At 39.7% G+C, this 21346-nt stretch carries 18 protein-coding genes and 1 pseudogene; 15 read left to right on the forward strand and 4 right to left on the reverse strand.

Translation table 11 applies throughout. The annotated features are described in order from the left end of the window. The first annotated feature begins 23 nt into the window (after positions 1-23). Together ACQRDX_RS03565 and tnpA are read left to right on the forward strand one after the other, a co-directional pair. Entirely contained in the window at positions 24-425 is a 402-nt protein-coding gene (locus tag ACQRDX_RS03565) for a hypothetical protein (protein ID WP_427894414.1), read from the forward strand. Positions 426-611: 186 nt separating this feature from the next. Next, positions 612-1091, forward strand: a pseudogene (gene tnpA / locus ACQRDX_RS03570) (IS200/IS605 family transposase). Between the two features lie 131 nt (positions 1092-1222). Here tnpA and ACQRDX_RS03575 read toward each other — a convergent pair. Next, entirely contained in the window at positions 1223-2263 is a 1041-nt protein-coding gene (locus ACQRDX_RS03575; protein ID WP_427894416.1) for a M42 family metallopeptidase, read from the reverse strand. Between the two features lie 187 nt (positions 2264-2450). On the opposite strand from ACQRDX_RS03575, the gene ACQRDX_RS03580 reads away from it, so the two are divergent. The 3 genes from ACQRDX_RS03580 to ACQRDX_RS03590 all read left to right on the forward strand — a co-directional run bounded on the left by ACQRDX_RS03580 (position 2451) and on the right by ACQRDX_RS03590 (position 5406). Next, positions 2451-4667 carry a RelA/SpoT family protein gene (locus ACQRDX_RS03580; protein WP_354368419.1) on the forward strand — a complete coding sequence of 739 codons (2217 nt, stop codon included), beginning with the start codon at positions 2451-2453 and terminating at the stop codon, positions 4665-4667. Between the two features lie 7 nt (positions 4668-4674). Continuing rightward, a complete protein-coding gene (gene dtd / locus ACQRDX_RS03585; protein ID WP_427894418.1) occupies positions 4675-5118 on the forward strand; it encodes a D-aminoacyl-tRNA deacylase in 444 nt (147 codons plus the stop codon). A gap of 90 nt (positions 5119-5208) precedes the next feature. Next, positions 5209-5406, forward strand: a complete 198-nt coding sequence (locus ACQRDX_RS03590; protein ID WP_427894420.1) for a hypothetical protein — start codon at positions 5209-5211, stop codon at positions 5404-5406. Positions 5407-5583: 177 nt separating this feature from the next. On the opposite strand, the gene treR is transcribed toward ACQRDX_RS03590, so the two are convergent. After that, positions 5584-6297, reverse strand: a complete 714-nt coding sequence (gene treR / locus ACQRDX_RS03595) for a trehalose operon repressor (RefSeq protein WP_427894422.1) — start codon at positions 6295-6297, stop codon at positions 5584-5586. Between the two features lie 191 nt (positions 6298-6488). On the opposite strand from treR, the gene treP reads away from it, so the two are divergent. The 9 genes from treP to ACQRDX_RS03640 all read left to right on the forward strand — a co-directional run bounded on the left by treP (position 6489) and on the right by ACQRDX_RS03640 (position 17650). After that, a complete protein-coding gene (treP, locus tag ACQRDX_RS03600; protein WP_427894424.1) occupies positions 6489-8450 on the forward strand; it encodes a PTS system trehalose-specific EIIBC component in 1962 nt (653 codons plus the stop codon). A 163-nt stretch (positions 8451-8613) separates the two neighbouring features. Continuing rightward, entirely contained in the window at positions 8614-10236 is a 1623-nt protein-coding gene (gene treC, locus ACQRDX_RS03605; RefSeq protein WP_427894426.1) for an alpha,alpha-phosphotrehalase, read from the forward strand. Positions 10237-10431: 195 nt separating this feature from the next. Continuing rightward, positions 10432-12081, forward strand: coding sequence for a urocanate hydratase (locus tag ACQRDX_RS03610; RefSeq protein WP_427894428.1), 1650 nt, complete (start codon positions 10432-10434; stop codon positions 12079-12081). Between the two features lie 4 nt (positions 12082-12085). Next, positions 12086-13195 (forward strand): DUF917 domain-containing protein, encoded by a 1110-nt coding sequence (locus ACQRDX_RS03615; RefSeq protein ID WP_427894430.1) that lies wholly within the window; start codon positions 12086-12088, stop codon positions 13193-13195. Beyond that, a complete protein-coding gene (locus tag ACQRDX_RS03620; protein ID WP_427894432.1) occupies positions 13196-14710 on the forward strand; it encodes an aromatic amino acid ammonia-lyase in 1515 nt (504 codons plus the stop codon). It begins immediately after the preceding gene. Beyond that, on the forward strand, positions 14703-15335 hold the full coding sequence (locus ACQRDX_RS03625) for an ABC transporter permease (RefSeq protein ID WP_427894434.1): 633 nt from the start codon (positions 14703-14705) through the stop codon (positions 15333-15335). Before ACQRDX_RS03620 ends, ACQRDX_RS03625 begins: the two co-directional genes overlap by 8 nt. Continuing rightward, positions 15325-16236, forward strand: coding sequence for a glycine betaine ABC transporter substrate-binding protein (locus ACQRDX_RS03630; protein WP_427894436.1), 912 nt, complete (start codon positions 15325-15327; stop codon positions 16234-16236). The genes ACQRDX_RS03625 and ACQRDX_RS03630 overlap by 11 nt, the downstream gene beginning before the upstream one ends. Before the next feature lie 12 nt (positions 16237-16248). Next, positions 16249-17019, forward strand: a complete 771-nt coding sequence (locus ACQRDX_RS03635; protein WP_427894438.1) for an ABC transporter ATP-binding protein — start codon at positions 16249-16251, stop codon at positions 17017-17019. After that, positions 17012-17650, forward strand: a complete 639-nt coding sequence (locus ACQRDX_RS03640) for an ABC transporter permease (RefSeq protein ID WP_427894440.1) — start codon at positions 17012-17014, stop codon at positions 17648-17650. Before ACQRDX_RS03635 ends, ACQRDX_RS03640 begins: the two co-directional genes overlap by 8 nt. A gap of 55 nt (positions 17651-17705) precedes the next feature. Here the strand turns inward: ACQRDX_RS03640 and ACQRDX_RS03645 are convergent, their stop codons facing one another. After that, positions 17706-18689, reverse strand: a complete 984-nt coding sequence (locus tag ACQRDX_RS03645) for a Gfo/Idh/MocA family protein (RefSeq protein WP_427894442.1) — start codon at positions 18687-18689, stop codon at positions 17706-17708. A 181-nt stretch (positions 18690-18870) separates the two neighbouring features. Between ACQRDX_RS03645 and ACQRDX_RS03650 the strand changes: the two genes are divergently transcribed. Further along, positions 18871-20766 carry a M13 family metallopeptidase gene (locus tag ACQRDX_RS03650; protein ID WP_427894444.1) on the forward strand — a complete coding sequence of 632 codons (1896 nt, stop codon included), beginning with the start codon at positions 18871-18873 and terminating at the stop codon, positions 20764-20766. Positions 20767-20802: 36 nt separating this feature from the next. Here ACQRDX_RS03650 and ACQRDX_RS03655 read toward each other — a convergent pair. After that, a partial coding sequence (locus ACQRDX_RS03655) for an LD-carboxypeptidase (RefSeq protein ID WP_427894446.1) occupies positions 20803-21346 on the reverse strand: 544 nt, incomplete at its 5' end.

Raw genomic sequence — 21346 nt, forward strand, 5'->3', positions numbered from 1 at the left:
ATTCTGTCTATTACGCAAGTCATATGCCTAGAAAAGATGGAGCTAGACCCGAATTGGTTATGGCATTAGAGAACTCATACTTCATTGATAAACCAAATACTGAAAATGTTCAATTTTATGAGGATGATAGTCAAACCATATATCTTAATAAAGATGCATATTTTACCAAAGACTATAAAGGATATTACATAAGAGTAGAAAAACAAAAGGAACTCTATTTTTACAATACTGATTTAACTGGAAAACTAATATCATACTTCTCCCCAGATGATAAACAAAAGCCAAAATCCCTGAATAGGAAGACTTTACAGGAAATTGAAGACATATTAAATTCTGCAACTGAAGATCTTATTAAAGTTCAAAAAACACCCTCTATTAACCTTCAGAAACTATTCAACCAAAAATATGAATCAACATTTAACTAACAAAAACCTAGAGAATGACCAATTTTCCATTCTCTAGGTTTTTCTATTATGGCTTCGAGCCAGTTTTTCTCGTAGAGAAAAACAAGAAAACCACCAGCTATGCTGGTGGCTGACAAGGCTTTGAGCTTCCATTTCTTTTTCCTGTTATAATCTAATTGTTCAGGTTAGATAAAGGAGGAAAAAGAAATGGCTAAAACCAGTTACAGTTTATCACATACCAAATGGATGTGCAAATATCACATAGTTTTCACACCTAAGTACCGGAGAAAATCCATTTACTACAAAATTAGACAGGATTTAATTGATATTTTCCGTCATCTATGTCAATACAAAGGCGTGGAAATCATTGAGGGACACATGATGCCAGACCATGTTCATATGCTTGTCTTGATACCTCCGAAACTTTCGATTTCTGATTTTATGGGATATTTGAAAAGTAAAAGTACTCTAATGATATTTGATAAACATGCCAATTTAAAATATAAGTATGGAAATCGAAAGTTTTGGGCCAGAGGCTACTATGTTGGTACCTAGTACCGTTGGTCTGAACGAAAAGACAGTTGCGAAATACATTCGCGAGCAGGAGAAAAATGACATTGCACTTGATTCTTGAGTGTCAAAGAGTATGAAGATCCATTTTCAGATGGCAGTTTTAGAACAAGATAAAAGCCCGTTGTTACGGGCATTAGTCAAGTAATTATAGCACTAACCTGAACGAAGTTCAGCGAACGTCTTTAGACATCGCTGGAGAGAAACGGCTTATATCCGGTGTACAAGCCACCCGTTTTCACGGGTGGTTATGACTCCAACATCTGACTCATTAGGTAAGCGTGGATGAGTTTTTCGGTAGCTTCGATGGAGTCTGTATGGGTGCGTTCATAGGCATGGCTAGCTTCAATGCCTGCACCTAAAAGGGCGTGGCGTACCTCTGCTCCAGCTCGCATAGCAGCCGAGGCATCTGAACCATAGTAGGGGTAGATGTCTAATTTGTAGGGAATTTGGTGTGCTTCTGCTAGTTGGACGATGTGTTGGCGGAGGCCATAGTGGTAAGGTCCAGAAGCATCTTTGACACAGATAGAGACGGTGTATTCGTCTGTTTGTTGGTCATCTCCTATAGCTCCCATATCGACAGCTAAATACTCTAGAGTTTTTTCAGGGATACTAGAGTTGGCACCGTGTCCTAATTCTTCAAAAGCGCTAAAGTAGAAGTGGGTTGTATAGGGGAGTTTCACTTGATTATGCTGGTATTGTCTTAGGAGGTTTAAAAGGATGGCTGCCGAAACTTTGTCATCTAGGTGACGTGATTTGATAAAACCAGTTGGGGTAATCTGGGTTCTTGGATCAAAGGAAATAAAGTCTCCGACCTGGATGCCAAGTGCGCGTGTTTCTTCAGCTGTGGTGACTTTTTCATCTAGTCGGACCTCCATGTTGGTCTGATTGCGTTCAGCAGTCCCAGCATCCTTATAGACATGAACAGAAGTTTGGTGCATGAGGATCGTCCCTGATATGGTTTTGCCATTTTGAGAAACATGGACGGTACAGTTTTCACCTTCTATGGCATTGTAGGTGAAACCACCGATCAAATCAAGTTTGAGCCGTCCATCTGGCTTGATGGCACGTACCATAGCCCCCAAGGTGTCTAAATGGGCGGTTAGTAGTCGATGCTGATCATCATTTTTTCCCATTATGGTAACAAGCAGACCATCTTTTGGGGTGCGTTTGGCTTTGTAACCTAAGGAAGTGACCTCAGCTTCAACGTAGTCCATGATAGCCTTGGTAAATCCTGTTGGAGAAGGGATTTGAGTGAGTTTGGTAAGATAAGTTAGGGTTTCTGACATAAACGTTCCTTTTCTATTGAGATATGATAAGTCCATTATAGGATTTTTAACAGTGGCTTTCAAGAAGAAGTGAGGTATTAAAGCTTAATCTGCTGTCTGATTTTGGTAAAGTTTTTTTATTTTTAGGCTAAAAAATGGTAAAATGGGAACAATATAATTTAAGTTGATGATTGTAAAGAGGAAAGAGATGCCTAAAGAAAAAAATTTGACAGGAGAAGAGGTTCTGACACTTGCAGCCTCTTATCTGAATGAGGAAGATGTCGCCTTTGTTAAGAAAGCTTTAGAATACGGAGAAAAGGCCCATGAGGGACAATTTAGAAAATCTGGTGAGCCTTACTATATCCATCCTATCCAAGTTGCTGGTATTTTAGCTCAGCTACACTTAGATGCTGTTACGGTGGCTTGTGGCTTCTTACATGACGTGGTTGAGGATACGCCTTATACTTTAGATGACATTGAGGAGGCTTTTGGTCCAGATGTTAGGATGATTGTTAATGGGGTCACCAAGCTTGGAAAAGTGGAGTATAAATCTCATGAGGAGCAGTTGGCAGAAAATCATCGCAAGATGTTGATGGCCATGTCTCAAGATATTCGTGTGATTTTGGTGAAGTTAGCAGACCGCCTTCATAATATGCGCACACTCAAACATTTACGCCCAGACAAGCAAAAACGTATTTCACGTGAAACGCTAGAAATTTACGCACCACTAGCTCATCGTCTAGGGATTAGCCGTGTAAAATGGGAACTTGAAGACCTGTCTTTTCGCTATCTTAATGAACAGGAATTTTATCGTATTTCCCACATGATGACGGAAAAACGTCGTGAGCGTGAAGCTTTAGTGGATGAAATTGTCAATAAAATTAAAACCTATACCGAAGAACAAGGTCTTCATGGAGATGTTTATGGTCGTCCAAAGCATATTTACTCCATTTACCGTAAAATGCATGATAAGAAAAAACGGTTTGATCAAATCTTTGATCTGACGGCCATTCGTTGTATCATGGAGACTCAAAGTGATGTTTATGCCATGTTGGGCTACATCCATGAGTTGTGGCGTCCTATGCCTGGTCGTTTTAAGGACTATATTGCCAATCCTAAAGCTAATGGTTACCAGTCTATCCATACAACTGTCTATGGTCCAAAAGGTCCTATTGAGATTCAGATTCGTACCCGTGAGATGCATGAAGTGGCGGAGTATGGGGTAGCTGCACACTGGGCTTACAAAAAAGGCATGAAAGGCAAAGTTGACGGACGTGAACAAGCCCTTGGCATGAACTGGATTAAGGAATTAGTGGAGCTTCAAGATGCCTCGAGTGATGCGCAAGATTTTGTTGACTCGGTTAAAGAAGATATCTTTGCTGAACGCATCTATGTTTTTACCCCAACAGGTGCTGTACAGGAGTTACCGAAAGATTCAGGTCCAATTGATTTTGCTTATGCTATTCATACCCAAGTTGGAGAAAAAGCAACAGGTGCCAAAGTAAATGGTCGCATGGTGCCATTAACGGCAAAATTAAAAACAGGTGATGTTGTTGAAATTGTCACCAACAGTAATTCTTTTGGTCCAAGCCGTGATTGGATTAACATTGTTAAGACTAATAAGGCTAGAAATAAAATTCGCCAGTTCTTTAAACATCAAGATAAAGAGCTCTCGGTACATAAAGGCCGTGAGATGCTGATTGATTACTTCCAAGAACAGGGATATGTTGCCAATCGCTACCTTGATCGTAAGCATATTGAAGATATTTTACCTAAGGTCAGCTACCGTAATGAAGAGGCACTTTACGCGGCTATCGGTTTTGGCGAAATTAGCCCTATTAGTGTTTTCAACAAATTAACTGAAAAAGAACGTCGCGAAGAAGAGCGAGCTAAAGCTAAAGCAGAAGCAGATGAGTTACTAAATGGTGGCGAAATCAAGCATGAGAAAAAAGATGTTTTAAAAGTTAGAAGTGAAAACGGTGTGATTATTCAAGGGGCGTCAGGACTTCTTATGCGTATCGCCAAATGTTGTAACCCTGTCCCTGGTGATGCTATTGAAGGCTATATCACAAAAGGCCGTGGGGTTGCCATTCACCGATCTGACTGTCACAATATTAAGAGTCAGGAGGGCTACGAGCAACGCTTGATCGAAGTCGAATGGGATGATCAGCATTCAAGTAAGGATTACATGGCAGAAATTGACATCTATGGCTTGAACCGTTCTGGTCTTTTAAACGATGTCTTGCAAGTCTTGTCAAATATGACCAAGAGCGTATCTTCTGTCAATGCTCAACCGACAAAAGATATGAAGTTTGCTAATATTCATATTGCTTTTGGGATTCCGAACTTAGATAGTCTCACAACAGTGGTTGATAAGATAAAAGTGATTCCAGATGTTTATTCTGTTAAGCGAACAAATGGGTAGGTGCTAGATGAAGATTATCATTCAACGTGTTAAAGAAGCCTCTGTTGCTATTGAAGGAAAAAATCATGCCAGTATCAAACAAGGTTTTCTTCTTCTAGTTGGTGTTGCTCCAGATGATCAGCAAGACGATATGGATTATGCCATTCGAAAAATCGTTCAGATGCGGATCTTTTCTGATGAAAATGATAAGATGAACTTGTCTTTGCAAGATATTAATGGTGAAATCTTATCTATCTCCCAATTTACCCTTTTTGCAGATACTAAAAAAGGCAATCGCCCAGCCTTTACAGGTGCCGCTAAGCCTGATTGGGCTAGCCGATTTTATGACCAATTTAATCAAAAATTGGCACAGTTAGTACCCGTTAAAACTGGTATTTTTGGAGCTGACATGCAGGTATCTTTAATTAACGATGGTCCAGTGACCATCATTCTAGATACAAAGCACAGATAGAGGTTAGAAGGACCTGTGTAGTTTTTCTTTGATCAAATCCCTTGCCGTTAGGTAAGGGATTTGATGCTTTTAGATGGCGGAGGCTTGTTTTTGAAAAGGTTTTCGCTTGATGGTATAATAGAGTTGAAAAAGAGATACGGGGTGATTATGATGTTGGTTTTAAGCTTTAATAGTGACCGTATCTGGTCTGTGGGAATTTGGTTACTACTTTTTGTGGTCCTTCGTTATCTTGGTCGGCAAGATGCAAGTGACAAGGATCAAAAAGGTTCTTTCGGGACCTTACTTTGAGATATTTTCTAATGTTTGGAGGTGATGATGATGTTAAAGGACCTTCTTGAAATTTTATTCATTATTACGCTAACTGGGGTGGGAGTCTGGTCCTGTGTCCAATTGATTAGGATTTTTGAACATCATATGGAAGACGTTTAAAGAGGCGGACGAAAGTCCACCTCTTTTTAACTTTAATCATCTACTTTTTCTTCTAGCAAAGTCCACAAATTTGAATTTTTCAAGTTTATGTCGGCTATCGGTATATTGAAATTGTGTCGTATCAGATAGGTAAACCTTAGAGTTGACTGAAACCACATGAATATCAGAGCCTAGGTCTAGATAACGTCTATCTTTATCAGTGACATGGTCAATGATAATTTCTTTTTCAGCATAAGCAATATCAAGTTTGAGGTCTGTTTCAAGATAGTGATAGATGGAGCTTTGAGCGGTTTCTACTGTCATTTGGGGAACTATCTTTTTTAAGAGGTAATCTGTATCTAAGACAGAAGCCACACCATCGACAATTCTAAGGCGGACAACGCGCCAAAGTAAGTCATTGATTTTAAAACCTGTTTTTTTGGCCAAGTGTTCATCTGTGATGATTTTGTCAATACTAATCACCTTTGTTTGTGATTTGAGTCCGATAGATTCGACTAACTCTTGATAACTGGTCAGTTCAGATACAGGAAAATTGATTTGTTCTCGTTTGATGATTTGTGATCCTCTTCCTTGCATTTTTTGAATAAGTCCTGCATCATTCAGTAAGCGAAGGGCTTTTCTTATCGTATCACGACTAGCGTGATATTCTTTAGTTAGGGCTAACTCAGTAGGGAGGTAGTCTCCTGCTTGATAAAATTGAGTGTGAATCTTATGTTCTAAATCATGGAAGATTTGGATATATTTTTTCATTAAAAGGCCTCCTTATTTTAATTTGTCTTTGAAAAGGCATACAAGATGACTTTATTTTATCAAAATTCTATTTTTTTTTGAAGAAAGGCTTGCGCTTGAATTTGCAATCGGTTACAATAAAACATGTAAAGGTTGTACGTACAAATTTATCAAAATAAGGAGGAAGCTAGGACTTACCTAGTAAGTAAAAAATGGGAAAATTTGAAAACCAAGCCCGCGAGATGCTTGAGGCGATTGGCGGCAAAGAAAATATCAGCGCAGTAACCCACTGTGCCACTCGTATGCGTTTTGTGCTTGTTGATGAGAAAAAAGCAGATGTGAAACGTATTGAAAACATCTCTCCAGTTAAAGGAACGTTCACAAACGCTGGTCAGTTCCAAGTAATCATTGGTAATGACGTGCCAATCTTCTACGGCGATTTCACAGCTGTATCAGGTATCGAAGGGGTTTCTAAAGAAGCAGCCAAGTCAGCTGCCAAAAGTAATCAAAACCCAGTTCAACGTGTCATGACCATGTTGGCTGAAATCTTTACCCCAATCATTCCAGCTCTTATCGTTGGTGGTTTGATTCTTGGTTTCCGTAACGTGCTTGAAGGCGTGCAGTTTTCAGCTCTTGATGGGAAAACTATTGTTGAAGTGTCTCCATTTTGGAGTGGGGTAAACCATTTCTTATGGTTGCCAGGTGAAGCGATTTTCCACTACTTACCAGTAGGGATTACTTGGTCTGTGACTCGTAAGATGGGAACTTCACAAATCCTTGGTATCGTTCTTGGGATCTGTTTGGTGTCGCCTCAATTGCTTAATGCCTATGCTGTGCCAAGCACATCAGCAGCAGAAATTGCTAAAGATTGGGTTTGGGACTTTGGCTTCTTCACTGTTAACCGTATCGGTTACCAAGCACAGGTTATTCCAGCTCTTCTAGCAGGTTTGTCACTAGCTTACCTTGAAAAATTCTGGCGCAAGGTTATTCCAGAAGTGGTTTCAATGATTTTTGTGCCATTCTTATCACTTGTTCCAGCTCTTATCCTAGCTCATACTGTTCTTGGTCCAATCGGATGGACTATCGGACAATGGCTATCAACAATTGTGCTTGCTGGTTTGACAGGACCGCTTAAATGGTTCTTTGGTGCAGTCTTTGGTGCCCTTTATGCACCATTTGTTATCACTGGTCTTCACCACATGACAAACGCCATCGATACCCAATTGATTGCAGATACAGGTGGAACTGGTCTATGGCCAATGATCGCTCTTTCAAACATTGCACAGGGATCAGCAGTATTTGCTTACTTCCTTATTAACCGTCACAACGAACGTGAGGCACAAATCTCACTTCCAGCAACTATCTCAGCTTATCTCGGAATTACTGAACCAGCTCTCTTTGGGGTTAACGTAAAATATGTTTACCCATTTGTAGCAGGTATGATTGGTTCAGGAATCGCAGGTTTACTTTCTGTAACCTTTAACATTCAAGCAGCTTCTATCGGTATCGGTGGTTTGCCAGGTATCTTATCGATTAAAGCGAATTACTGGGGAGCTTTTGCTCTAGCTATGGCTGTTGCGATTGCAGTCCCAATGGCATTAACCTTTATCTTTAACCGTACAGGCGCTTTTTCAAAAAAAGATGACGAAGAAGCAGTGAGCCCAGCTCAAGCTTTAGCTGAAGTGGAAGAAAAAGAAGCGCCAGCAGTTGGCACAGTTGTCACAATCCAAAGCCCTCTTACTGGGGAAGCAAAACCTCTCTCAGAAGCAGTTGATCCTGTCTTTGCTCAAGGTGTGATGGGACAAGGTGTCCTTATCCAACCAACAGAAGGTCTATTAACTGCTCCTGTATCTGGTGTGATTTCTGTTCTTTTTCCTTCAAAACATGCTGTCGGTATCTTGTCAGATGACGGTGTTGAACTGTTGATGCACATTGGTATGGACACAGTTAACCTTGATGGCAAAGGTTTTGAAGCTCATGTGGCACAAGGCGATCGTGTAGCAGTGGGTGATAAATTGATCACATTTGATATGGATGTTATCAAAGAAGCTGGTTATGTGACGGAAACTCCAGTTATTGTTACTAACCAGTATGATTATCAACCAGATGCGATTGGTGACTTACCACGTGAGATTAAACGCGGCGAAGACGTGATTAAAGCAAGTAAAATTTAAACATAAATCATGATTGAGACTTGGACAGCTTGGCCTAGTCTCTTTCACTTGATAGGAAAAGCAATAAGAAAAAGTAGCTCTTTAATAAACTAGAGAAAGGCATAGAACCTAGGTGGAAGATTTAAAATCATAACATTCTCCCTATGTTCTTGGTATCTTAATGATGGCAATCGATAAACGTAAAGTGGTGTACCAAATCTATCCCAAATCTTACAAGGATACGACAGGAAACGGTGTGGGGGATTTACGTGGTATTATTGAAAAACTCCCCTATCTTCGTGAGTTAGGGATTGACATGATCTGGCTAAACCCATTTTACCCAAGTCCTCAGCGTGACAATGGTTATGACATTTCAGATTACACTGCGGTGAATCCTGACTTTGGCACCATGGCAGACTTTGAAGAAATGGTGGCTGTTGGAAAAGAATTAGGCATTGAATTTATGCTAGACATGGTCCTCAACCACTGCTCAACTGATCATGAGTGGTTCCAAAAAGCCCTCGCTGGCGACAAATATTACCAAGATTTCTTTATCCTACGTGATGAGCCGACTGACTGGGTGTCTAAGTTCGGTGGCAATGCCTGGGCGCCATTTGGTGATACTGGAAAATACTATCTCCACCTTTTTGATGTGACGCAAGCAGACCTTAACTGGCGCAATCCCCATGTCCGTGAAGAACTTTTCAAAGTCGTTAACTTTTGGAAAGACAAGGGGGTTAAAGGCTTCCGTTTCGATGTTATCAATTTGATTGGTAAAGATGAAGTCCTAGAAGACTGCCCTATCAATGACGGCAAACCTGCCTACACCGATCGCCCTATTACGCATGATTACCTCAAGATGATGAATAATGCTACCTTTGGAAAAGAAGAAGGCTTTATGACGGTTGGGGAAATGTCTGCTACGACCATTGAAAATTGCATTCTCTACACGGCTCCTGAGCGTGAAGAGTTGTCCATGGCTTTCAACTTCCACCACTTGAAAGTGGATTACAAAGATGGTCAAAAATGGACTATTATGGATTTTGACTTTGAAGAACTCAAACGTCTCTTCCATACTTGGGGAGAAGGGATGAGTGAAGGCAATGGTTGGAATGCGCTGTTCTATAACAACCACGATCAGCCGCGTGCCCTCAATCGTTTTGTGGATGTGAAAAATTTCCGCAATGAAGGAGCAACCATGCTAGCAGCCTCTATCCACCTTTCTCGAGGCACACCTTATATTTACATGGGAGAAGAGATTGGGATGATTGACCCAGATTATGATTCTATGGCAGACTATGTGGATGTTGAGAGTCTCAATGCTTATCAAATCATGTTGGATGAGGGCAAATCTAAAAAAGAAGCTTTCAAGATTATCCAGGCTAAATCTCGTGATAACTCGAGAACTCCAATGCAGTGGGATGATAGCCAAAATGCTGGTTTCTCAACGGGGACACCGTGGCTAAAAGCAGGCAAGTCTTATCCAGAGATTAATGTGAAAAATGAGAAGGAAGGCCCAATCTTTACTTTCTATCAAGACTTGATTCGATTGCGTAAAGAATTGCCGTTAATTGCAGAAGGAGACTATAAGGCAGCTTATAAAGATAGTGATAAGGTTTATGCGTTTGAGCGTCAGCATGGCGATGAAAAACTCCTTGTCCTAAACAACTTCTTTGCTGAGGAAGTAACCCTTGACCTAGCTGATTATGCCTCAGGTCAAGTTTTGATCAGCAACTATAAAGACACTGTCTTAGCAGATCAGATTACCCTCAAACCTTATCAAACCCTTGCTATTTTAAAAAAATAAAATGTGTGTTATCCAGTAGTAAGAGTGGAAATAAGATGAGATGGCCTGGCTGAAGGTTAAAAACTTTCAGTCGGGCTTTTTTATTTGCTATAAATTTTATTTATGACTAGAGATAAAAAATATAGATTATGCAAGACTTTTTAGGGATGATAGCATATAGAGTATGATTCTTGTATGTTGAGTGAGGAGAAATTTATGGGGATAGTTGCACAACGAGGTAATAAACTGAGAGCAAAAGGTTGGAGACAGGAAGCCTTACTACGTTTATTAGAAAATGTACTAGAAAACGGAGAAGATCCTGAAAACCTGATTGTTTATGGAGCGCTTGGGAAAGCGGCGCGTGATTGGCCATCTTATCATGCTATTGTTGATGCCTTGTTAACGATAGAAGAAGATGAGAGTTTGATTGTCCAATCAGGAAAACCGATTGCTATTTTAAAGACCCATGTAGATGCTCCCTTAGTGATTATGGCTAACTCCAACTTGGTAGGACAATGGGCTAAACCAGATTATTTTTATGACCTCTATGATAAGAATTTAATTGCCTGGGGCGGACTAACTGCTGGTGACTGGCAATACATTGGTTCGCAAGGTGTGATTCAGGGAACCTATGAAATTTTCCAATCGATAGCTCGTCAAGTATTTGGTGGAAGTTTGAAGGGACGTTTTATCCTAACAGCCGGAATGGGAGGTATGGGAGGATCTCAACCTTTAGCTGGAAAAATGACGGGCGCGAGTATCTTGGTTGTTGACGTCAATGAAGAAAATATCGACAAACGTTTGGCTATTGGCTACGTGGATCAAAAGACTGATAACTTGGACCAAGCTTTAGAGTGGATTGATGATGCAAGGAAGAAACAAGAAGCTGTCTCTGTAGCTCTGGTGGGGAATGCTGCGACGGTTTATCAGGAAATTTTAGAGAGAAACATCATACCAGATATTGTCACGGATCAGACTGCAGCGCATGATTTATTGTATGGCTATGTCCCAGAAGGTTTTAATTTAGATGAGGTAGAGCGATTAAGAGAAAGAAATCCTAAAGAATTAGAAGCCGCTGCTGGGCATTCTATTGCCAAAGAGGTATCTGCTATACTAGCCTTTCAAGAAAGAGGAGCTCAAGTCTTTGATAATGGTAATAATATACGGACGCAAGCAAAGCGTTTTGGGGTTGAGAATGCCTTTTCTATCCCTGTTTTTACAGAAGCCTATCTCCGTCCTTTATTTGAAAGAGGGATAGGTCCATTTCGCTGGATTGCCTTATCAGGTGAGGCTAGGGATATTGAAATCATTGATCAATATCTTTTGGAGACGTTCTCAGATAATGCTATTATTACCAACTGGATTCGTTTAGCAAGACAATATGTCCCTTTCCAAGGTTTACCAGCTAGGATTGGTTGGTTAGGGCATGAAGAACGAACCCAGTTAGCTTTAGCGGTTAATGAGCTTGTAGCAGAAGGAAAACTCTCAGCACCAATTGCTTTTACACGAGACCATCTAGACGCAGGAGCAATGGCTCACCCTAATATCATGACGGAAAATTTGAAAGATGGCTCTGATGCAGTGGCTGACTGGCCTTTATTGAATGCTCTTATTGCTTCTTCTTCTAAAGCTGATTTAGTGGCAATCCATTCAGGTGGGGGCGGCTATGCTGGTTATATGCAAAGTGCAGGGATTACAGTTGTAGCAGATGGTACAGAAAAAGCAGCGGAACGCATTCAATTGGCGATTACAAACGATACGAGTCTAGGCGTTTTACGTTATGCAGATGCAGGTTATTCAGCCTCTTTAGATGAAGTTTATAAAAAAGGGATTCGACGGATTAATGGACAAGATAAAAAAGGATGACGCGATGGTGATTAAAAAGTTAAATCAAGATGATGTGTTAGCTGCTTGTACAGGAGGCGCTGTATTAGCAAGTGGCGGAGGTGGTTTTTATGAACATGGCTTAGAAATGGGCTATGCTGCGGTAGCAATCCGTCCAGTCCCTCTTATTAGTATTGATGAGCTAGAGGAAGATGATATCATTTTGACTCAAACGGCTATAGGTGCCCCAGCGGGAACAACAGATTGGGAAATGCTAGGACGCGACTATATTAAAGCTGTCCAATTGGTGATAGAAAAACACCCTACTCCAGAAAAAATTAAAGGAATTTTGACACCGCAAAATGGGAAATCAAGCTCAACCAATGGATGGTTGGCAGCAGCGGCTTTGGGGCTTTCTGTTGTAGATGCAACAGGAGATTTAAGGGCGCATCCAACTGGTAAGATGGGAAATATGGGTGTTGCTAATGACCTTTCCTATCAAACAATCCAAGCCGTTTCAGGAGGGCGTGAAGAAACAGGGCGCCACATTGAATTAGTAGTGACAGGAACATCTGCTTATACCTCAAAACTATTGCGCATTGCTTCAGATTTATCTGGTGGGTTTATTGCGGCAGCACGTCACCCTTTAACAGCCTGTTACATTAAAGAAAACGCTGTTGTTGGAGGCTTATCCTATGCTTTGGATTTAGGGTATGAAATCTTATCGCATCAGGACAAATCAGGATTAGAGGTTATTCAAAAAATAGCAGATTTTACGTCGGGAGAAATTTTGGGAACTGGTAAAGTTGTCAAAAAAGAGATTGTTTATACAGATGAAGCTTTTGATATCGGTCAAGTCCATATTAAAGTTGGACGTCAAACATTAGTGGTGTATGTTCAAAATGAATATATGGCTGTTGAAACAAAATCAGGCAAACGTTTAAGCACCTATCCTGATGTCATCACCTTGTTTAGAACAAGTGATGCCCACCCGCTCAGTACCAATGAAATTGAGTTAGATCAAGAGGTAACTTTGTTTAAAATTGATAAAAGTCATTTTGCATTAAGTTCGGGGGTTAAGGATCCAACCGTTTACCCAGAAGTTGAAGAAGCTTTGGGAATTGAATTGTATCGTCATGCCTTTCCAGGAGAGTAGATGGAACTAACAGGTTATAATTTATCGCTAGAAATGTTATCACAGATTGTATCAGGTAAAGAAGAAATTTCTTTACACCCTGATGCACTTCAGTCCATGAAAACCGCTAGAAAAATAGTATTGGAAGCCTTAGATGGAGAAGAATTGATTTATGGCTTAAATACAGGCGTGGGAAAAAATAAAGATACCCGCATTGCCAAAGAAGATATTGGATCCTTTAATCAGCAACTTATCTATGCTCATTGTGTAGGAATTGAGCCTGAACTTTCTATTGAACAGGTTAGAGCAAGCATGTTAATTCGCCTTAATGGCGTTATTAAAGGTTATGCGGGTTGTCAGATAGAGATTGCAGAGCGCTTAGCAGATTTTTTAAATTTGGGATTAACACCAGTGGTTAATGGTAAAGGATCGGTTGGAGAAGGGGATATTGGTATTTTGTCCTATATTGGTTTAGCCCTTATGGGGGAAGGTTTGATGGACTACCAAGGTCAGCGTTATCAAGCTAGTGACTTGTTTCAACGATTTGGTTTAAAACCTATTAACTTTCAAGCTAAAGACGGTTTGTCGGTGATTAGTTCAAATGCCGTTAGCCATGCAAAATTAAGTTTGTTAGTCCTTCAGCTACATCAATTGGTCAAATGGTTTGATTTAGCTTACTCCCTTTCCTTAGAGGCTCTAAATGGTAATATTACTCCTTTAGATGAAGGGGTTCTTGCCAGCAAACAGTTGAAAGGGCAGGAGATTAGCACTTATCATATTCGTGAATTTTTAAAGGGAAGCTACCTTCTAAAAAAAAGAAGTCAGACCGTGCAAGATCCGCTTAGTTTTCGTAATGTTACCTTAATCCATGGAGCCATATATGATAGTTTGGCTTATGTTGAACAGAACCTTTTAGCAGAATTACGAGCATCGGATGATAATCCTATTGTAGATCAGAAAACAAAACGTATCTTATCCACTCCTAATTTTGAAACTCTAGGCTTGAGTTTATCTGTTGAGATGCTAAATGTTTCTTTAAGCCATTTGTCCCATGCTTCTGTCCAACGGATGATTAAGTTGGGCAATCCAGACTTTACCCGATTGCCTAGATTTTTAAAAGCTGATAGTCAACAATATTTTGGTTTACAAGCCTTGCAAAAAACTGCAGCAACACTTGATGTTGAAATTCACCATGCTTGTCAAACCTTGTCAAATATTTCTTATCCCTTAGCAGGGGACATGGAGGATCGACAAACTAATTTCCCTCTTATCCTACAGCAAACGCAAGAGATTGTTGAGAAACTTTATCAATTACTAGCAATTGAAATCCTCTATGCCACACAGGCTCTTTCTTTACGCTTTAGCGATAAAAGACCACTAGGTCAACGGACCCATTGCCTTTCTCAGTTTGTATTTAATCAGTATGGGATTTTACAAGATCACCATCAACTGTATAGGATTATCAATGATTTATCAAAGCAATTTAGCGACATATCAGTTGATTATCTGTTAAATAAAGGGGATAGAAATGATTAAAAACATCCAAGACTATTTTTCTCATAATATGGAGACCTATTTAGAGAGTGTTTTTCAACACTTAGAGTTAAGTTTTCTAGCTTTATTCTTTGCCGTATTGCTCGGTCTTCCTTTGGGGTATTTTAGTTATCGTCATAAAACGGTGCACTGGTTTTCAACTCATTTTTCTCAAGCTCTTAGAGTGGTTCCTAGTTTAGCTGTTTTATTTATTTTGGTTCCTTTTATTGGAGTGGGGAAACTTCCTGCTTTGATTGCTTTAGTGGTTTTAGCGCTTCCTCCTATTTTATTTAGCACGATTTTAGGATTTTCAGAGGTGCCAGAAGCTATACTGGAAACAGGATTGGCTTTGGGCATGACAAAGTGGCAGCTGCTCTACCAACTGAGTTTTCCATTAGCGCGTCATCATATTTTAAATGGTATTAAGTTGGCTTTGATTGAATTGATTGCTAGTGCCACCTTAGCCACTTATATTGGAGCAGGAGGACTTGGAAATTTAATTTTTACAGGTTTAGGACTTTATCGTATTGATTTATTGATGATTGGAGGAGGGAGTGTTGCGCTTTTATCTTTTATCAGTATGCTAGGATTTGATCTTTATATAAGGAGTAGTGAATATGAAAAATAAAAAGTTTATCTCAGCGATTTTATTAATTTTTCTTTTAATAGTTGGCGGTGCATTTGTTTTTACCAAAAAAGCAGACAGTGAAAAAACCAGTCGCCAGGAAGTGATTAGGATTGGTTCTAAAGATTTTACAGAGAATCTGATTGTGGCAGAATTTTATGCTCTAGCCTTAGAGGATAAAGGCTATCAGGTAGAACGCGTACCCAATATTTCTAGTTCATTGATTCATCAATCTTTAACAAGTGATGAAATCGATCTTTATCCAGAATATACAGGTACAGGGCTTTTGTCTGTGTTAGGAAAACCACTTGAAACAGATTCTGAGAAAGTTTATCAAACTGTTAAGGAAGCTTATAAAGATCAATTTCAAGTGACTTGGTTGAATTATTCTAAGGCCAATGATGGACAAGGATTGGTTATTAGGACAGATATTGCAAAAAAACTAGGGATCTCTACTATTTCTGACCTTCAAAAACATGCCAGTGCCTTACGATTTGCCTCTCAAGGAGAGTTTGATCAGCGTGATGATGGTATCCCAGGTTTAACAAAAACTTATGGGGACTTTAATTGGAAATCCTCAAAAGTTTATGATAATAGCTTAAAATATACTGTCCTTGAAAACAATGAAGCAGACGTTACACCAGCTTATACAACAGAAGGTCAGTTGGTGAATACAGATCAATTTACACTTCTAGAAGATGATAAACAATTTTGGCCTCCTTATAATCTCGCTCCCGTTGTACGTAATCAAGTTTTATCAGCCAATCCTGAGATTGAAGAGATTTTAAATTCTATTTCATCTAGCTTAGATACTGAAACAGTGACAAAATTAAATGCTCAAGTAGATGTTGATGGTAAAGAGTACACTGAGGTTGCAAAAGCATTTTACCAAACGATTAAATAAGGAGAGAAGCTCATGAAGAGAGAGGAGATCATCTATTTTGATCAGGTCACAAAGGTTTACCAAGGTAAAACAGTAGTTGATGACCTGAGTTTATCGATTAAAAGGGGGGAGTTTATTACCATTTTGGGCACCTCTGGATCTGGAAAAACCACAACTTTAAAAATGATTAATTGCCTTGTTGAACCAACAAGTGGACAAATTCGTTTTGAAGGACAGGATCTCTCAGTACTTGATCCTGTCGATTTGAGACGGCAGATTGGCTATGTTGTCCAACAAATTGGTCTTTTCCCTCATATGACTATAGCTGAAAACATTGCAACTGTTCCTAAACTATTAAAGTGGGAACAATCTCAAATTGATGCTAGAGTGGAGGAATTGCTAACGATGGTAGAACTTCCTTATAAGGAGTATGGCCAGCGCTACCCCAAAGAACTCTCAGGTGGTCAGCAGCAGCGGATTGGGGTAGCTAGGGCTTTGGCGGGTGATCCTAATATTGTTTTGTTTGATGAACCATTTGGGGCGATTGATGCCATTACAAGAGGTAACCTTCAAGAAGAACTCCTCAAACTGCATCAACAACTAGAAGATAAGACCTTTATTTTTATTACACATGATATTCATGAAGCCTTTCGTTTAGGTAGTAAAGTTTTAATTATGGATGAGGGGAAAATTTGTCAATTTGATAGCCCTGAAAATATTATTAAATCTCCTAAAGGAGAATTTGTCACACGTCTGATTGAAACGGTGAGAGAGCAAGAGAAAATTTGGAGGACCTATGCTTGATTATTTCCATGCGTCTTCAGAAAAATTATTGATAGCCAGTCTAGACCATTTGATTTTAACGGTAGTATCTCTTCTTTTAGCTTTATTGTTATCAAGTGGTCTGACATTGATGCTACTACGTTTTCCCGTTTTACGAACAGGGACGACTTATATGCTATCTTTGTTGTATGCTGTTCCTAGCTTTGCTCTTTTTGCCTTGTTGCTTCCTTTTACTGGTTTAGGGAAGGTGACAGCAATAGTAGTTTTAACCTTGTATGCTCAGTATATTTTGGTAAGAACTTTTCTGACAGGTTTTGATAAAGTTGATGCTAGTGTGTTAGAGGCAGCTAGAGGGATGGGGATGGATTTTTGGCAAATATTAGTATTGATTCAGCTTCCTCTCATCAAGTCGTCTATTTTTTCAGGTCTGCGTCTAGCAGGGTTATCTATAGTAGCGATTGCAACTATAGCAGCTACTATCAATGCAGGTGGGCTAGGGACTATTTTATTTGACGGCTTAAGAACCATGAGTTTAGTGAAATTAACATGGGGGATCCTATTGTCAGTAGGTTTAAGTCTGTTCTTGAGTTTCGTCATTTCTTTGGTCGAGATTCTATTTGAAACTCCCTATTCTCATAAAATGTCATCTTAAAGTAATCAAAAAACTCTTCCCCAATCATTTATTTTGGTGGAAGAGTTTTTGTGATTTATTCTTCTTCTGGATAGACTAAGCCCCAGTCTTTTCTGAGTTTGGTCATGATAGCCATCACTTCTTGGCTATAAGCCAGGTGCATCTCATTTTCGATACCAGCGACAGCTTTTTCCATATCTTGGACCTCGTAGGAGAGGGCTTGACTGGTGTCTCCTGCTTCAATGATATCTTGGTGGCCATCTTCTGTATAGGTGATGATGGCTTTTTGACCACGAGGATATTCATAAAGTTCAATATAGCCTTTATCGTAGGCAATGGTGCCGCGTTTAGGTTGTTTAGCGTGTAAGGTAAGGGCAATAGTAGCCATTTCTCCTTTGGGATTACTTAATAAAATTCCCATCTGTTCATCAACCCCAGTTGGTGCTAATTTTACTTGAGAGCTGATTTGATCAGGCGTTTCAGACATAAACCAGCGAACAAAAGATAGGGCATAAACCCCAATGTCAAGGAGGGCTCCACCAGCTAAATTTCTATTAAAGAAACGATTGGTCATGTCGTAATCTTTATAGCTTCCAAAGTTCATTTGAATCATTTTTAGATCCCCCAAGGCTTGTGATTGGACAAGTTCGCGGAGACGGCGGTAAATAGGCATATGGAAAATAGTCATCGCTTCAGCAAGAATGACTTGGTTTTCTTCGGCAAGCGCGATAGCCTCTTCTAGTTCCTCTGAATTGAGTGTAATAGACTTCTCACAAAGGACGTGCTTTCCTGCTGACAAGGCCTTTCTTAGATAGTTAATATGGGTATTATGCGGGGTTGAGATGTAAATAATATCTACCTCAGGATCTTCAAATACTTCATCAATGGTTTGATAAACTTTCTGAATACCATATTTTTGGGCAAATGCTAGACCTTTATCATAGGTACGATTGGCAACGGAGTAGAGATTGCCGCCTAGTGACTGCAAAGCTTGAGCTAATTCATTAGCAATGACCCCAGTTCCTAGGGTAGCCCATTTGTATTGAACTAAATTTTTCATGTGATTTCTCCTTATAAAAGCGCTAACATTAGTATATCAAAAATAACAAAAAAAATTTTTTAAAAAAGCCTTTCTTTTTATATTTTTTTCGAATAAATAAAGCGAAGGGGAAATAGTCTAAAAAAGCAATTCTAATCTTTTTTTGTTACAATAAAAAAAGACAATACAAAGGAGTACAATGATGACACGTTACCAAGATGATTTTTATGATGCGATTAATAAAAAGTGGGAAGAAACAGCTGTTATTCCTGATGATAAGCCAAGAACTGGTGGCTTTTCAGATTTAGCTGATGAAATAGAGGACCTAATGTTAGACACAACCGATGCTTGGTTAGCAGGTAAAGATGTCCCAACAGATCCTATTTTATCCAACTTTGTTAAGTTTCATAAGCAGGTCAGTGATTTTACAACAAGAGAAGCACTCGGTGTTACCCCAGTTAAACCCTTGATTGAGGAGTATCAGGGTCTATCGTCTTTCTCAAGCTTTGCAGAGCGGATAGCAGAGTTTGAGATGGATGGCAAACCGAACCTTTTACCGTTTGGTGTAGCACCAGACTTTATGGATGCCCAGACCAACGTTTTGTGGGCAGAAGCTCCGAGAACCATTTTGCCAGATACTAGCTATTATGGCGAGGATAATGAGAAGGGAAAAGAGCTATTGGCAACATGGCGCCGATGCCAAGAAGATTTATTGCCTAAGTTTGGCTTTTCTACAGAAGAGATCAAGCATATTTTAGATGAGATGATTGCGCTTGATGCCAAATTAGCTCAATATGTTCTCTCAAGTGAGGAGTCTTCTGAGTATGCAAAGTTGTATCATCCTTATGACTGGGCAGATTTTACTAAATTGGCACCAGAACTACCTTTAGATACTATTTTTAAACAGATTTTAGGACAAGTTCCAGATAAAGTGATTGTTCCAGAGGAGCGTTTTTGGACAGAGTTTGCAGCGGAGTTTTATTCTGAAAAAAATTGGACAGCCCTAAAAGCGATTTTAGTGAGAAGTGCGGCTCTTTCTTATACCTCTTACCTGACAGATGAGATTCGAGTCTTATCAGGTGCTTATAGCCGTGCTTTATCTGGTACTCCTCAAGCCATGGATCAGAAAAAAGCTGCTTTTTATTTGGCACAAGGTCCCTACAATCAAGCCCTTGGTCTTTGGTATGCGGACTTGAAGTTTTCTAAAGAAGCTAAAGCTGATGTGGAGGCTAAGGTGGCGACTATGATTGAGGTTTATAAGGAACGTTTAGCTAATAACGACTGGCTAAAACCAGAAACACGAGATAAGGCTATCATCAAGCTAAATAGTATCACACCACATATTGGTTATCCTGAAAAATTACCAGATACCTATGCGAAAAAAATTATTGACGACTCAGCTAGCTTGATTGAAAATGCAGCCCATCTTGCAAAAATCTCAATAGCTCATAGCTGGAGCAAGTGGAATAAGCCAGTCGATAAAAATGAGTGGGGAATGCCTGCCCACATGGTTAATGCTTACTACAATCCGCAACAAAATCAAATTGTCTTTCCAGCGGCTATCCTCCAAGCACCATTTTATAGTTTGGAGCAGTCATCATCAGCTAATTACGGAGGAATAGGTGCTGTTATTGCTCATGAAATTTCTCATGCTTTTGATACCAATGGGGCTTCTTTTGATGAAAATGGTAGCCTTAATAATTGGTGGACAGATGAAGATTACGCTGCTTTTAAAGAGCGTACAGACAAGGTAGTGGAGCAGTTTGATGGGATTGACTTTGCAGGAGGCAAAGTCAATGGTAAGTTAACCGTTTCTGAAAATGTTGCGGATTTGGGAGGCTTGGCAGCAGCCCTTGAGGCCGCTAAAAAAGAAGCAGATTTTTCTGCTGAGGACTACTTTATCAATTTTGCGCGTATTTGGCGCATGAAGGCGCGTGAGGAATATTTGCAGTTATTGATTGCTGTAGATGTACATGCCCCAGGAAAACTTCGCACCAATGTTCAGTTGCCAAACTTTGATGATTTTATTGCTACTTTTGATGTCAAAGAAGGCGATGGGATGTGGCGAGATAAAGACAAGCGTGTCGTGATTTGGTAATACAAAAACCATTTGGGAGCCTTCCCAAATGGTTTTTTAATCTTCAGAGATGTTTAAAGTCATTGTCTTAGTATCAATAGAAATGTTGGCGCCAATTGTAATGGTAAAGAGAGGCTGAGTATGGGCAAAATCTAGGTCATAAAGTACAGGGATAGTCTTAAGTAGAGGGTATTTGTCTAAAATCGCTTTAAAAATTTCCTCAGTCATCTCTGTTTCTTTAGGGAAACGACCAAAAACAACTGCCTTGGGGTTAGAATAGGCTTGTAAGATGGCTGTTAAATGTCTAAGTATCGTATAATAGTGATCGCCTTCAGCTTCTTCTAGAAACAGAACATAGTTCTCAACTTTCGGTGCAAACTCAGTTCCTGTTAGAAGATTAAACGTTGAGATATTTCCTCCAATGATAGTACCATGAGCTGCTCCTTCTTGATAAACGTTCCACTCAGTTGGTTTGAAGTGTCTTGTTTGAGAGGGATCATACCAAGCATCGCTAGACCATTCTTGACTAGGTTCCAAGTGGTAATTGGTGTGGCTCAGAGCGCGATGCCACATTTTTGTTTGATAGGTTTGCCCTTCTACC

Source organism: Streptococcus sp. SGI.013 (assembly GCF_050315295.1).
GTDB classification, from domain to species: domain Bacteria; phylum Bacillota; class Bacilli; order Lactobacillales; family Streptococcaceae; genus Streptococcus; species Streptococcus porcorum.